The organism is Tangfeifania sp. (assembly GCF_055108615.1).
The window spans coordinates 1-13,933 of the sequence record NZ_JBSQIC010000094.1 but is presented as its reverse complement, the minus strand read 5'-3'; the positions used below and the strand labels follow the sequence as shown (position 1 = coordinate 13,933).

General features: G+C 43.0%; 12 protein-coding genes and 1 pseudogene. 7 read left to right on the top strand and 6 right to left on the bottom strand.

Annotation, left to right across the window (positions count from 1 at the left end; genetic code table 11):
• Positions 1-155: 155 nt before the first annotated feature.
• Positions 156-1,532 carry a M23 family metallopeptidase gene (locus ACTCNA_RS15590; RefSeq protein WP_462948860.1) on the bottom strand — a complete coding sequence of 459 codons (1,377 nt, stop codon included), beginning with the start codon at positions 1,530-1,532 and terminating at the stop codon, positions 156-158.
• A 212-nt stretch (positions 1,533-1,744) separates the two neighbouring features.
• Here ACTCNA_RS15590 and ACTCNA_RS15585 point away from each other — a divergent pair, with 212 nt between their 5' ends.
• The 3 genes from ACTCNA_RS15585 (at position 1,745) to ACTCNA_RS15575 (ending at position 3,069) form a co-directional block, all read left to right on the top strand.
• Complete coding sequence (locus ACTCNA_RS15585; protein WP_462948859.1) at positions 1,745-2,236, top strand: bacterioferritin; 492 nt, start codon at positions 1,745-1,747, stop codon at positions 2,234-2,236.
• Between the two features lie 273 nt (positions 2,237-2,509).
• Complete coding sequence (locus ACTCNA_RS15580) at positions 2,510-2,755, top strand: AbrB/MazE/SpoVT family DNA-binding domain-containing protein (protein WP_462948858.1); 246 nt, start codon at positions 2,510-2,512, stop codon at positions 2,753-2,755.
• Positions 2,746-3,069 carry a type II toxin-antitoxin system PemK/MazF family toxin gene (locus ACTCNA_RS15575; RefSeq protein WP_462948857.1) on the top strand — a complete coding sequence of 108 codons (324 nt, stop codon included), beginning with the start codon at positions 2,746-2,748 and terminating at the stop codon, positions 3,067-3,069. The genes ACTCNA_RS15580 and ACTCNA_RS15575 overlap by 10 nt, the downstream gene beginning before the upstream one ends.
• A 190-nt stretch (positions 3,070-3,259) precedes the next feature.
• Here the strand turns inward: ACTCNA_RS15575 and katG are convergent, their stop codons facing one another.
• The 4 genes and pseudogenes from katG to ACTCNA_RS15555 form a co-directional block, all read right to left on the bottom strand.
• Positions 3,260-5,491, bottom strand: a complete 2,232-nt coding sequence (katG, locus tag ACTCNA_RS15570; protein ID WP_462948856.1) for a catalase/peroxidase HPI — start codon at positions 5,489-5,491, stop codon at positions 3,260-3,262.
• Positions 5,492-5,713: 222 nt separating this feature from the next.
• Positions 5,714-7,411 (bottom strand): S46 family peptidase, encoded by a 1,698-nt coding sequence (locus ACTCNA_RS15565; protein WP_462948855.1) that lies wholly within the window; start codon positions 7,409-7,411, stop codon positions 5,714-5,716.
• A gap of 248 nt (positions 7,412-7,659) precedes the next feature.
• Positions 7,660-8,349 (bottom strand): annotated as a pseudogene (gene cobA, locus ACTCNA_RS15560) (uroporphyrinogen-III C-methyltransferase); the annotation flags it as partial.
• A gap of 30 nt (positions 8,350-8,379) precedes the next feature.
• Positions 8,380-8,643: a hypothetical protein gene (locus ACTCNA_RS15555; RefSeq protein WP_462948854.1), complete on the bottom strand. Its 264-nt coding sequence runs from the start codon at positions 8,641-8,643 to the stop codon at positions 8,380-8,382.
• 489 nt (positions 8,644-9,132) lie between these two features.
• Here ACTCNA_RS15555 and ACTCNA_RS15550 point away from each other — a divergent pair, with 489 nt between their 5' ends.
• Positions 9,133-10,128 (top strand): alpha/beta fold hydrolase, encoded by a 996-nt coding sequence (locus ACTCNA_RS15550; RefSeq protein WP_462948853.1) that lies wholly within the window; start codon positions 9,133-9,135, stop codon positions 10,126-10,128.
• Between the two features lie 279 nt (positions 10,129-10,407).
• On the opposite strand, the gene ACTCNA_RS15545 is transcribed toward ACTCNA_RS15550, so the two are convergent.
• Entirely contained in the window at positions 10,408-11,766 is a 1,359-nt protein-coding gene (locus ACTCNA_RS15545) for an MATE family efflux transporter (RefSeq protein WP_462948852.1), read from the bottom strand.
• A 100-nt stretch (positions 11,767-11,866) separates the two neighbouring features.
• Here ACTCNA_RS15545 and ACTCNA_RS15540 point away from each other — a divergent pair, with 100 nt between their 5' ends.
• The 3 genes from ACTCNA_RS15540 to ACTCNA_RS15530 form a co-directional block, all read left to right on the top strand.
• Positions 11,867-12,373 carry a hypothetical protein gene (locus tag ACTCNA_RS15540; RefSeq protein ID WP_462948851.1) on the top strand — a complete coding sequence of 169 codons (507 nt, stop codon included), beginning with the start codon at positions 11,867-11,869 and terminating at the stop codon, positions 12,371-12,373.
• A gap of 50 nt (positions 12,374-12,423) precedes the next feature.
• A complete protein-coding gene (locus tag ACTCNA_RS15535; protein WP_462948850.1) occupies positions 12,424-13,380 on the top strand; it encodes a PorP/SprF family type IX secretion system membrane protein in 957 nt (318 codons plus the stop codon).
• Positions 13,377-13,933 (top strand): PorP/SprF family type IX secretion system membrane protein (locus tag ACTCNA_RS15530; RefSeq protein ID WP_462948849.1); only part of this gene is annotated, 557 nt, incomplete at its 3' end. The genes ACTCNA_RS15535 and ACTCNA_RS15530, both read left to right, overlap by 4 nt.

Sequence of the window (13,933 nt, the reverse complement as noted above, 5' to 3'; positions counted from 1 at the left end):
CTTTTTTTAAAAGTTTAAGTTCATCTAAATCGGGATTAACCTGAACTTTATTCATATTTTTAAAATTTATGAATAGTTCAGGTTAGAACGGTTTTCCCTTATGAGGGGAAATGGCGAAGCAAAAAGGGTAAAGTAACAGGAACATTTTCATTTAATCAGAACGCCTGCTGAAATACGATCTGGCTCAGTCCGGCAACTTTTTGATTTTCTTCATCGATATAAATCCTGACGGTGAGGGTACCATCCTTTACATTTACAACGCGTTCAGATGTCCACGTTGACTCTCCTGCATCAAGCAAAAATTCTCCTGCATCAATTTCTTCAAAACTCACTCTTTGCCAGCTTGGCAAATACAAATCGCCCAGCTCGGCCCTGATGCGGAAGGTCCCGTTCCGCACATTTATCTGGTATTCATAATAATTTTCAGGATTACGGCACTGTGCAGGTGTCCCCTCAAAAAGCACTTTTCCCAGGCGGGCATTCCCTTCCGTTCCGTTTGCAACTCCTTCCAATTTATCGGCAGGGTTCCATTTTCCAAGCGACCAACCTTTTCCCGAATAAGGTTCAAAAGCCAGCAGGTTTCTTTGGTTTCCGTTAACATGGCGCGGCCGGCCAAAATAAAGCCTCCCTTTTGAAAATCGTTTGGAGTAACCGGATGACTGCTTAAAATAGAGCTCGTAAAGTTGCGGAAATCCATTGACCACATTTTTGCAGCGATTGGAATACTCAGGTACAGAATCGTTCTTTAAAACCACAAAATGCAAATGTCCCCAGGTGTCATCGCCCCAGATTGTGCCCAACGGCCCGCCTCTGACCAGTTGCTGCCCCTCTTTGACAATTACATTCTCACTGTTGAGGTATTCGTACAGGTAAAAAATACCGGGTTGTGAAACACTTTCCAGCAAAACAGATGCGGTTTTCCCTGCATCACCTGCATCGCTTTTCACCCAACACACGATGCTGTTCTCTAAAGCCACCAGCCAGTGCATTTCTTTGCCGCGTGCATCATGAAGGTCGATATCGAGGCCGCCATGCGAATGATTGCCCAACGCCTCGCGCCGCTGTTCATCGGCTTCAAAAGAAAACATGTGGCTGTCTTCTTCCACTCCCCATAAAAAACCATCGCTAAAACTCACCGGAAAAATATATTGGTTGAAATTCAACATCGGTTCCTGAAAATCGGACAGGCAAATCAGGGCATCTTTGCTGAGCAATCCGTGCCTGAGTGAATCACTTGTCAGGTCCTTTACATTTTTATTGTCGGCAACAAAAATCCGGATTCCCCCAATCATTGTGGGCAATGTACGCCGGCTGACTTTCAGCCATAGCGTGTCCTCCCCAATTTTTAACCGGTTAAAATGATTGTGCAGCTTCAGTAATTTTATTTCCTGGTTTTTAAAATGAACTGATTCCCCTTCGTTTAGATTGAAATACCAGCAGTTACCCCACCTGAAATCGGGATTAGTATTTTGAGCCCCCGGGTCATCGGCAAAAAATAGCGTGATTATAATTATGCAATATATATATTTCACTTCGCTGTTGCTGTTACAAAAAAATGTAATTCATTATAAAATCACAACCTTTAATCACTTCAAAATTACCGAAGATTTTTCCAAATTCTTAATCAATTCTTTCGAAAATGAACCAATGCAAAAAATAATTCTTAATTTTCCGAATCGAAATTGAACCACACAATTCATTGCATGTTGCAAATAGTACTTATTAAAAACCAAAATTTAATAAAATGAAAGAAAAAAGTATTGAATTATTAAACAAAGCAGTTGCCGACGAACTTACGGCAGTACACCAATACATGTATTTCCATTTTCACTGCGATGATCAGGGGTACGACCTGCTGGCCAACCTGTTTAAAAGAACAGCCATTGAAGAGATGGTACATGTTGAAGATTTGGCCGAACGTATCCTGTTCCTCGGCGGAGATGTGGAAATGGTTGTATCGGAAGATGTAAAAAAAATCCACGATGTGCGCGAAATGCTCGACCTCGCAGTAAAAATGGAAGAATCGAGTGCAAATGACTATAACAAATGGGCCAACGAAAGCTCACAAAATGCCGACTCAGTTACCAAGAAACTGTTTGAAAGGCTGGTGGAAGATGAAGAACGCCATTTCGACCAGTATGACGATGAAATTGCCAACCTGAAAAAATTTGGCGATAACTACCTGGCACTGCAGTCGATTGAACGCAGTAAAAATGTTGGCAGCGGCGGCGAATAATTCTTTTCAAGTTTTCAGGTAAATCAGTGCGATTACCTGAAACTAAAAGCCTCACATTCCGAATGTTTTTGGTACCAGGCCCTTCATTTCAAAAGTCATCAAAAATAGTGTCCAGGAGGGTTTAAAATTTCATAACCATAACTTTATAATTTTATAGTTATCGGATTTTTTTCCAAAACTTCATTCCGGTACTTGTGTTAAATTAAACAAGCTTTAATTTTTAAATTCGAAAAAATGTAATAACTTTATAATTACAATTCTAAAATAGTAGTTATGGAAATTTCAGTTATAAAAATCGGTAATTCAAAGGGAATTAGGTTGAGTAAAACCTTAATAGACAGATACAATATCAAAGAAACTGTTGATTTAATAATGGATAAAGGACAGATTATTTTAAAACCAGTTTCAAAACCGAGAAAAGAATGGGAAAAAGCTTTTGAAAAAATGGCTAAAAATGAAGATGACAATTTATTGATTGACGATGTATTTGACGATGAAAACCTGGGAGAATGGAAATAAAACAATATCAAATTATTTTAGTAAATCTCGATCCAACAATTGGCAGTGAAATCAAAAAGACCAGACCTTGTGTGGTAATTTCTCCCAATGAGATGAATAAATATTTGCGAACTGTTGTAATTGCTCCATTGACAACAAGTTCTAAAAATTATCCAACAAGAGTAAAAATTAAGCATGCCAATAAATTCGGCTGGATTGTTTTAGACCAAATTCGAACAATTGACAGACAAAGAATAATCAAGGTTTTAGGAGAATTACAAGATTTTGAAATTGAAGAATTAAAATCAGTTTTAAAAGAAACTTATATTGATTAAAAAAACAAAAGACTAAGACTAATTAACAGGATTCTGAGCGGTGCGCAGCGTATGTAGATTTACATCTTTGTAATGTATGTTTTTCAACTTTCAGAATCCAACCACAAAATTCCCCACCAAAAAAGGCAGCCCGTAGCCGAACCGCCTCTATGTGTAAATCACTTTAAAAATTTTTCTGAAAAACCGGTGTTTACGACACATCAAACCTATCGAGGTTCATTACTTTATTCCATGCAGCCACGAAGTCGTTTACAAATTTCTCCTGTCCGTCGGCTGAGCCGTAAACTTCAGCAAGCGCCCGCAGCTCTGAGTTGGAACCAAATACCAAATCAACACGGGTGCCGGTCCACTTCACATCACCTGTTTTGCGGTCACGAATTTCAAACTCTTCTTCACCTTCCGATTTTGCTTTCCATTCGTTACCCATATCGAGCAGGTTCACAAAGAAATCGTTGGTGAGCTGTTCCGGACGGTCTGTGAAAACGCCGAGCTGCGATTTATCGAAGTTTGTATTCAGCACACGCAATCCACCAACGAGCACGGTCATTTCGGGTGGAGTAAGCGTCAGTAACTGTGCCCGGTCAACCAGCATTTCTTCTGAGCCGGTGACCAATTTTGCTTTCAAATAGTTACGGAATCCGTCTGCAAACGGCTCAAGCGCTTCAAATGATTCCACTTCGGTCTGTTCCTGCGATGCATCGGCACGACCGGGAGTAAAAGGCACGGTTACATCAAAACCGGCATCTTTGGCTGCTTTCTCAATGGCAGCAGCTCCACCAAGTACAATCAGGTCAGCCAGCGAAACTTTTTTGTTACCCGACTGAGCCTTGTTGAACTCATTTTGAATGTTTTCCAGCTTATCCAGTACTTTTTTCAATTGTTCCGGATTGTTAACTTCCCAGTTTTTCTGTGGCTCGAGGCGAATGCGTGCACCGTTGGCACCGCCGCGCATATCCGATCCACGAAATGTGGACGCAGAAGCCCAGGCAGTAGAAACCAGTTCAGAAACAGAAAGCCCTGACCCGAGGATTTTGCCTTTAAGATCACTGATATCGTTGTTGTCAATCAATTCATGGTCAACTTCCGGAATGGGGTCTTGCCACAACAGGTCTTCTTCAGGAACCTCAGGCCCCAGGTAACGCGATTTTGGTCCCATGTCGCGGTGTGTCAGTTTAAACCATGCACGTGCAAATGCATCAGCAAATTCATCCGAATTCTCGTAAAACCGGCGGGCAATCTTTTCATAATCCGGATCTACACGCAGTGCCAGATCGGTGGTGAGCATAAACGGCTGGTTTCTTTTTCCGGGGATGTGTGCGTCGGGTACACTGTTTGCACCTGCCTGCCCGCGGGGTTTCCACTGGTAAGCACCTCCCGGACTTTTGGTCAGTTCCCATTCGTAATCGAACAGGTTTTCCAAAAAGTTTCTGCTCCACTGCGTCGGCGTTTTCGTCCAGGTTCCTTCCAGGCCACTGGTAATTGTATCTTCGGCATTTCCTTTGCCATGCTTATTTTTCCAGCCAAGTCCTTGTTCTTCCAATGGTGCAGCTTCCGGATCGGGTCCCAGGTTGGAATCGGGAGCAGCGCCGTGTACTTTTCCAAAGGTGTGTCCGCCGGCAATAAGAGCTACCGTTTCCTCGTCATTCATTGCCATACGGGCAAACGACTGCCGGATAAAGTGTGCTGCTTTTTTCGGGTCTGGCTCTCCGTTGGGGCCTTCCGGGTTTACGTAAATCAACCCCATGTGGTCGGCCGCGAGTGGCCCTTCGAGTTCACCCTCTTTGTTGTGGCGCTGGTCGTCCAGCCATTTTCCTTCCGAGCCCCAGTAAATATCTTCTTCAGGCTCCCAAATATCGACACGGCCGCCAGCAAATCCGAAGGTTTTGAACCCCATCGATTCGAGGGCCACATTACCGGCCAGGATCATCAGGTCGCCCCACGATAGTTTCCTGCCATATTTTTGTTTAATGGGCCACAGCAAGCGCCGGGCCTTATCGAGGTTCACATTGTCGGGCCAGCTGTTGAGCGGTGCAAAGCGCTGGTTCCCGGTGCTTCCTCCCCCCCGTCCGTCGGCAACACGGTATGTACCTGCACTGTGCCAGGCCATGCGGATAAAAAGCGGGCCGTAATGCCCCCAGTCGGCAGGCCACCAATCCTTTGAGTCGGTCATCAAATCAGTAAGATCTTTCTTCACAGCTGCCAGATCGAGATTTTTGAATTCCTCTGCGTAGTTGAAATCTTCTCCCATCGGGTTCGATTTTGAGGAGTGCTGACGCAGGATGTTCAGGTTTAACTTGTTGGGCCACCAGTCACGGTTGGATGTGCCCTCGCCGGCACCTGGTGCCCCGCCGTGCCCTGTTACCGGGCATTTGCTTTCATTATTCGCGTTGTAAGTTGAATTGTGCGGATTTTTTTCTTCCATTTTTTTTGATTTATAAATTGTTTATTTACTACTTTTTGAATGTTCTTATTATAAATTTTACAAACAAGAAAAACATTGGATTGTTTGACAGATTAGACAAATCTTATTACAATAATTTCCTCTTAAATATAGTCAAAAAAACAATATTGTTAAATGGAATCTTCCACGATTTACCTGAATAACCTGGTAAATAATAATTGAAACAGCTGTGAATAACCTACCTTAATTTTCCACAATATCCATCTCCTCCAGCAGGTAACCGGCACCGGCAAACTTGTCGATTAAAAACAGCGCGTAGCGGATATCGATGGAGATGTTGCGCGACTGTTCCGGATCGTACATAATATCGCTCATGGTCCCTTCCCAGCAGCGGTCGAAGTTAACGCCAACGAGATGGCCTTCGGCATTTACTACCGGGCTGCCGGAATTCCCGCCTGTGGTATGGTTGGATGCCGTAAAACAAACCGGCAGGTAACCTTCGTCGGCGGCATAAGGGCCAAAGTCTTTGGTTTCATACAGCTCTTTCAGGCGGTCAGGAACGTTGTAGTCGTAAATTTCCGGGTTATCTTTCTCCATTATTCCCTCCAGCGTGGTGTAGTATTTAAAGAACCCCGGTAAGTATTCAACCATCTCTTTCCGCTGCTTTTCGGCCCGTTCGGGTTGTTCATTTTCCAGGTTGTTAATGATGTCGTTCATACGCGAGGCCAGCCTGAATATTTCAACACCACGCAAAACAACCTCTGAATAGTAATCGGAAGCCTGAATAAATTCACTGTAAACTGCATACAACTGGTCAAAATTGGCAAAAACTTCCCTGTATTCACTTTCCCATGTTTTGTTCGCCCGGGCCCGGTTTCTGAATTCATTTTCAAACTCCAGCTTTTTATTTACAGCATCCAATCGCTCGAGGCCAAGTATTTCGCCCTGCCACTTTTTCCAGGCGTTACTGATGGAAGCATATTTGGCAGCGTACTGAATCCGGGTTTTCGGATTGGCTTTCATCGCTTCGCCAATCACCTCGAGTTTTTTGTCGCGAATGGCAATACGGTCGGGATCGCGCTGATTCATAATAATATCCACTTCGTGCGAGGGAATGTATTGCATGGTACTTCCGGGATTGCCAAACACCATAGTAAAATCCTCCGGCTGAACACCTCCGAGTGAAATGGGAAAATATTTTTGGGGCTGATAGGGAACATTATCTGGCGAATATTCGGCCGGTTCATTGTTTTCATCGGCATAAACCCTGAACAACGAAAAATCGCCGGTATGACGCGGCCACATCCAGTTGTCGGTGTCGCCGCCAAATTTTCCGATGGCCGATGGCGGTGCCCCCACCAGTCGCACATCTTTAAAAACTTTATAGACGTAGAGGAAATACTGGTTCCCGTAAAACAGTGGTTTCACCCGTGTCATCAGCTTCCCGTTTTCCGATGCTTCGTTTTCAATCTTTTGAGAATTGGTTTTTATTTTCTTAGCTGCTTCATTGGCCGACAGTCCTTCTGTTCCTTCCAAAACCTCTTCGGTAACGTCCTTCATGTACTCGAGAAACCGCACCGTCAGTCCAGGGTTGGGCAACTCCTCGTCCCGGCTCATGGCCCAAAAACCGTTGGTAAGGTAATCGTTTTCCACCGTGCTGTGCGATTGAATCTGGCGGTAACCACAATGGTGATTTGTAATGAGAAGCCCTTCGGGTGAAATCATTTCGGAAGTACAGCCTCGACCAAAAACAGCTACGGCATCTTTCATACTGGCATTGTTCACATCGTAAATATCCTGTGCCGAAAGTTTAAAGCCCATTTCCTGCATCTCGGCCAGGTTGTATTTTTCCAGCAACAAAGGAATCCACATTCCCTCTTTGGCCAAAAGGGAGCCAATTACAAAAAATATAAACAGGATGGAAAGTGTCAGTCTCCTCATTTTTTCAGTCTTTTTTTACATGAAATGCAAAAATAGCAAAAGTCGGATGATGGGAAAGCAAAATAATAATTCAGAATTTTATTCTGAACCAAGGTTTTTCAACAAAAATTTCAAATGGCAATAATCAAATAACAAACAAACTCCAAATTCCAATGCCGTCAAGAACAAATAAGTTATTGGATTTTAATCAATTGTGATTTGGGAATTATTTGTTTTTTGTGAATTTGTAATTTGGTCTTTTAAAAATTTCATATCCTCTCCGCATGTTCTCCCACAATCACCAGCGAAGGTGTGCAGGGCCTGTTTTCTGCCAGAAACTCTTCCACTTTTGCAAGGGTTGTTGAATAGCTATTTTGTTCGAATTGCGAAATTTTACACAGAATTTGCACCGGCATTTCGCCTGAAATATCGCTTTCGAGAAGTTTGCCTGTCAGTTCGGAAAGATGATGCAGCCCCATGTACAAAACCACGGGCGAACCAGTTTGTAAAACCGAAACCAGCGGTTCCAGCTGCGGGAAACAGTTGTTCTCTTTCCGACAGGTGTAAAACAGCAGCATGTTGTTTTTGCCGCGCTCGGTGAGTGGAACGGAAAACAGTGAGGACCCGGCAACTGCGGCAGTGACACCGGGAATCACTTCAAAATTCAGATTATTTTCCCTGCAAAACCGGATTTCTTCCGCGCCGCGCCCAAAAATCATGGGGTCGCCGGTTTTCAGGCGAACCACTTTTTTGTTTTTGGCAGCCCAATGCAAAAAAAGCTGATGAATGCCGTCCTGCCGCTTCACCTGGTTTTGACCATCGTTGTTAAGCTTTTCCACATACACCTTAACTGCTTCGGGCTTGGCCAGTTTCAGCATTTCGTCGCCAATCAGGGCATCGTACAAAATCACATCGGCATGCTGCAGGCGGTTAAGCGCTTTTACGGTCAGCAGTTCCGGATCGCCCGGACCCGGCTCCCACTATCGAAATCAAATGCGGTAATCCCATGCCTGCAACTCTTTTAGGTAATCCATTGGGCTGGGGTATTTAAATGGGTAACCCAATCGCTGAACGAGTTTATCGCTGTTAATAATTTTACAGTTTTCCTGAACATTTGCAAATTCCGGTGCCGGTAAATCGCTCACTTCAGCCGCTTTGGCATAAAACTCTTTTTTAGTGGGATGTTCGGGACTGCAGGCGTTAAAAACTTCCCCCCAACTATTTTTTTCAATGATTTGAGAAAGAATAGCCACGCAATCGTCGCGGTGAATGAGGTTTACCGGTGTATTGGTTTTTTAGGATCGCCTTCGTGCACTTCCTTGTTGGTCGGTGCATAAACCGAAGTAGAAGACACAAAAAGCACTTTTGGAATTTTCATCTGGCGGATGAGTTCGATAATTTATTTTTTGAAAAGAAGGATGCATTCGCGCAATCCGTGCCATATTTATTCAATTACTATTATATCCAACATTCCTTTTCCCCCGCATAATCAGCAGTAATACTGTACATGTAATCCTCTGTTCTAAAAACTAATTTTCCGTTGAAGTGTTTAATAAAAAAGCCGGTTTGAAATTTTCGGTTGCCGGCTCAAACAAAAAGATACAATATGAAACGAGCAGGGTCTGGCGAACACAAAAGTGCATGAACAAATGCCCATGCGAGTTCCACGGGCCATGAAAGAATGACACGAACCGAATATTATATTTTACTGGAATACAAAACATTAAATACAAATTATTGACATGAAAACAGTTTTTTCCTTCTTGTTAGTTACACTCAGTTTTTCGCTATTTGCACAGAAAAATGATTTGAAATGGCTGGATATTATGCTGGTCAATTACGACTATCCTTTTCCTGCCAAACACCTGGAACTGAATATCCAGCAGCAGGATTTAAAAATGGCGTACATGGATGTTAAGCCGGAAAACTATAATGGAAAAAATGTAATGCTGCTGCATGGTAAGAATTTTAATGGCGCCTACTGGAAAACTACAGCCAAAGCATTAACTGAAAGAGGTTATCGGGTTATAATACCTGATCAGATAGGTTTTGGCAAATCGTCGAAACCAGCTTATTTTCACTATACTTTTCAGCAACTGGCTGAAAATACCAAACAGTTGCTCGATTTGCTGGATATTTCCAAAACTGCTGTTTTGGGGCATTCTATGGGAGGAATGCTCGCCACACGTTTTGCCCTGATGTTTCCGGAAATTACAGATAAACTGATTCTTGTAAATCCGATTGGCCTCGAAGACTGGAAATTAAAGGTGCCATACCAATCAATTGACTGGTGGTACAAACGCGAATTGAATAAAACATATGAAGGCATAAAATCATATCAAAAATCCAGTTATTACGACGGGAAATGGAAGCCTGAATACGACCGGTGGGTAAACCTTTTGGCAGGCTGGACGCTGAACTCCGATTATGAAAGGATTGCGTGGAATTCTGCCTTGACGTATGATATGATTTTCACACAGCCTGTAGTTTATGAATTTCAGAATATTGAAGCCGCAACACTGTTAATCATAGGCACCCGCGACCGAACTGCACTTGGAAAGCCGCTGGTAAATGAAGATGTTCGCCAGACAATGGGACTTTACGATGAACTGGGGAAAACAACACATCAGAAAATACCGGATTCAAAATTAGTTGAACTGGATGGAATCGGCCACCTGCCCCACATCGAGAGTTTTGAACGGTTTATTCAGCCTTTATTGAATTTTTTAGAAGAGTAAATTGCACCTGTTTTAATTCTCAGGGCGGATGGTGTTCCTTTTAAAGCATTCTATAAACATTTGATGCCTCTGGGATCAGTTCTCTCAAATAATAACAGATGCACAATATTTACAAAACGTCTAATGCAATTGCCGGAAATTGCAGATTTGTTCATCCATCCTGGTTTTTCATAAAATTTCTTCAAGTGAATGGAAAAAAAATGTGATAAGAGATACCGGCGAACGGTTTGTTTATCCTGATGAAGAATAACAAAAAAGCCAGATAATAACAGCAAAATATCACACCGTTGTTTCCTGTGCCATTTGGGGTAACCTGCGCCATTCGCGAACCAATAAAAACGATACCACAAGTGCAGCCATTGAATCAGCGATTGGATAAGCAATCCAAATCCCGTTTATTCCCCAAAAACCGGGCAGAATAAAAAGAAGTGGAATAAGCCCGATAACCTGACGGAACAAAGTGGCAAACATGGCAATTCTGGCTTTACCTACAGCCTGGAAAAAATGGGAAGCTACCACCTGGAAACCAACAAGCGGAAACGCAAGAATTACCAGCCGGAGCCCATTAACTGAAATATTGTACAGTTCCTGGCTGTCGCTGTTAAATAATCTGACGATAACCCCCGGAAGAGCCTCAATGAAAGCAAAAGCCCCCACACCAATTATGGTGGCTGCAATTAGTGAAATACGCAGAGCTTCCTTCACCCTGGAAACCGATTTGGCCCCGTAATTGAACCCGATAATGGGCTGCGAAGCCATGTTTATTGCAACTATTGCCATAATAACCAGCGAAATTACTGAGTTTACTATTCCCATTGCCCCCACGGCCAGGTCTCCACCGTAATCAATTAATTTTTTGTTGAGCAGCCCCTGGACTACACTGTTTGCAATTTGCATGGAAAATGGGGCCATTCCAATGGCTGTTATTTCCATCAGGATTCCCCGGTTTATATTTACATTACTTTTTCGTAATTTTACTACTGAACGTTTACCCCGGAAATGGGCAAGCACCCAAACCATTAAAACAAACATTGAAATGATCGTTGCAAAAGCAGCACCCTTTACTCCCATTCCGAGCCAAAAAATGAAAATAGGGTCAAGTATAATGTTGGTGCCGGCGCTGATGATCATCGACACCATAGCAATACGGGCGTTCCCTTCGGAACGGATGACGTTGTTCAGCGAAAATCCAATCACCATAAAAGGTGTTCCGGCAAGAATGATATCCAGGTAATCGCTGGCATACTGAAAAGTTTCATCAGTAGATCCAAACGAGCGTAAAATCGGGTCCTTTAAAATATAGGTTACTACCATAATAACAATGGAAACCAGCACCATCATAGAAAAACCGGTCCCCAGGGTTTGTTCGGCACGTTTCATATCGTCGCGCCCCAAATTAATGGAAACATAAACACTGGCTCCAACCCCGATTAACATTCCAAATGCCATCATTATGAGCATCACCGGGAAAATAACGGAAATGCCCGATAATGCTTCGGCACCAACCCCCTGCCCGATAAAAATACGGTCAACAATATTGTAAAGTGCATTCACAAACACACCTACAAATGCCGGGATAAAATATTTCAGTATCAACCGGCCAATATTGGCATTACGCAATTCATCAATATTTCTCATTTGCTGCAAAAGTAAATATTTAAGCAAATATTTGTTTTGGCTTGCCGTTTTTTACTCCCCCTGAAAAATCCTAATTTTGTAACGTTAATAAAATTACAGCATGGCAAATAAAAAACTGAATAAAAAATTAGAGGCTGATTTGTTTTCAGCCCAACCGGGAACAGTGATTTCAGCATTGAAATCGTTGAAAAATGAAGGGAATGTGCATTACCTTCCGCATCTTTTCGAGCTACTGAACTCCACGCCAGGAGAAAAAGTTGAAAATGAAATCATTACCCTGCTCAACAACCTTAAAGTAAGCGAGGCAGCACCGATACTCGCAGGAGCTTTAACAACACCAAAATACAAACCTATACGAAAAACACTGGCAACTGCCTGCTGGCAAAACGGGCTCGATTACAAAGACCACTTTCTCGTATTTTTGGATCTTGTGATTGAAGAAGACTGGGAAACCAGTTTTGAAGCTTTCACTGTTATTGACAACATGGAAGATTATCCTGCCGGCGAAGTGGCTGAAAAAGCCACCGACAAAATCTACCTCGCCCTGAAAAATGCCGGAGAACAAAAAAAGTACTTCTTACACGAAATTCTCACCATGCTACGTTAGTTGAGTAATCCGGAAAGATTAATTTGAACAGCGGGAAAAAAATAGGATTTTTGCTCCTCCTGATTTGCAGTTGGGGAGTTTTATTGGCACAAACCGATGGAACACTACTTCCATTTTCAAATAAATTACTTCTAAATCCATCATTCGCAGGGTTAAATAAAAATACAAATGTGTGGACAGGGATATATTTTGTTGCCGAAAACAAAAAAAACCTGAACAACGAGTTTTTCACCACCTGGGACTCGTGGTCAGAAAAATTAAATGGCGGCGTGGCCATTAGTTTTCACCAGGGGCTGACAGGAAATATAAATACCAGCACAACCGGTTTGGGGTTCACTTTTACCAAACCGTTTAAAAGTACCCAAAAAGGGATGTTGATTCCCTCTGTAAATATAAGTTACAAAGGAGCCACAAAACACTGGTTTGCCACCTACATCGACGGGATATTAAATGAAGAGACAGAACCGCCAAGCCCGCCCGGGGAAGAGTTTCTGAGGTATAACATTTTTCAACCACAAGTTGGCATTTTGTGGGTGTCGCCCATTCGGCAGGTTGGACTTTCGGCATCGTTTCCGTTAAACATCAACATTGCCGAGAGTGGCGATTTGCCTGAAAAAGCCGGACCGCAACTAATTTTTTATTACGCACAAAATCAAAGGGGGAAACAAAACGGACTGGTTTCGCAACCATTTAAAGCATCCCCGGAGATAGTGGTCCTTTATTCCGACCAGGTAATTTTATCGAGGGCCGGTTTGCGGTTTGAAAATGTGAACCACAACTATGCGATATTCCTGCAAAATAATTATACCAGCAACTTTCACGGATTAGGATTGACTTACGGCTGGAGGTTTGGAAATTTTGAACTAAACCTCACGGGCGGAGGTGCTTATTCATTTTCAACCGAAGATGTTGGCGGATTTGGAGAAGCCACGCTGCGGTTAGTTATTCCCTATGTTCATTTCGACAAAAAAAATCCCTGGGCCCCTGTCCAAAAACCTTTTAATTGATTTACTTTGCTTGTGTGAATTATCGAAGCGTATTCTTAAAGCAAATTCTATTTGTCGGTATCTTAATTTTCCTTCCCAGCTTTCTGTGGGCACAAGATGCCGGCTATTCACAATTTTTTGCCAATCCGCTTCATCTCAATCCTGCCTATGCCGGGACAACCGAACTGCCCCGCATGGTTTTGAACTACCGGAACCAGTGGCCTCAAAAAGGGGCAACATACACGACCTATTCTGTTTCATACGATCAACTTATCCGAAAGAAGAATGCGGGGTTTGGCTTTCAAATCACCCGCGACCAGGAACTGAATAACGTAATAAACAGCCATTCCGGCTCATTTTCGTATTCGTACCATTTAAAACTGGATGATGAAAGTTTCATGACATTGGGGTTGCAGGGCGGAATAATCCTGAAACAATTCAACATTCAAAACCTGGTTTTTCCTTCGGGAATCGACCAGCTAAGCGGAGAGATTTCCGAGCTTGTTTCGGCCAGATATTCGGATGAAAAAAAGTTATACCCCGATTTTGCAGCGGGAGCCGTGGGGCAGCACGG

Coding starts and splice junctions, on each gene's coding strand:
- ACTCNA_RS15550 (WP_462948853.1), top strand. CDS start 9,133: ATGAAAACAGTTTTTTCCTTCTTGTTAGTTACACTCAGTTTTTCGCTA.
- ACTCNA_RS15585 (WP_462948859.1), top strand. CDS start 1,745: ATGAAAGAAAAAAGTATTGAATTATTAAACAAAGCAGTTGCCGACGAA.
- katG (WP_462948856.1), bottom strand. CDS start 5,491: ATGGAAGAAAAAAATCCGCACAATTCAACTTACAACGCGAATAATGAA.
- ACTCNA_RS15545 (WP_462948852.1), bottom strand. CDS start 11,766: ATGAGAAATATTGATGAATTGCGTAATGCCAATATTGGCCGGTTGATA.
- ACTCNA_RS15540 (WP_462948851.1), top strand. CDS start 11,867: ATGGCAAATAAAAAACTGAATAAAAAATTAGAGGCTGATTTGTTTTCA.
- ACTCNA_RS15565 (WP_462948855.1), bottom strand. CDS start 7,411: ATGAGGAGACTGACACTTTCCATCCTGTTTATATTTTTTGTAATTGGC.
- ACTCNA_RS15575 (WP_462948857.1), top strand. CDS start 2,746: ATGGAAATAAAACAATATCAAATTATTTTAGTAAATCTCGATCCAACA.
- ACTCNA_RS15580 (WP_462948858.1), top strand. CDS start 2,510: ATGGAAATTTCAGTTATAAAAATCGGTAATTCAAAGGGAATTAGGTTG.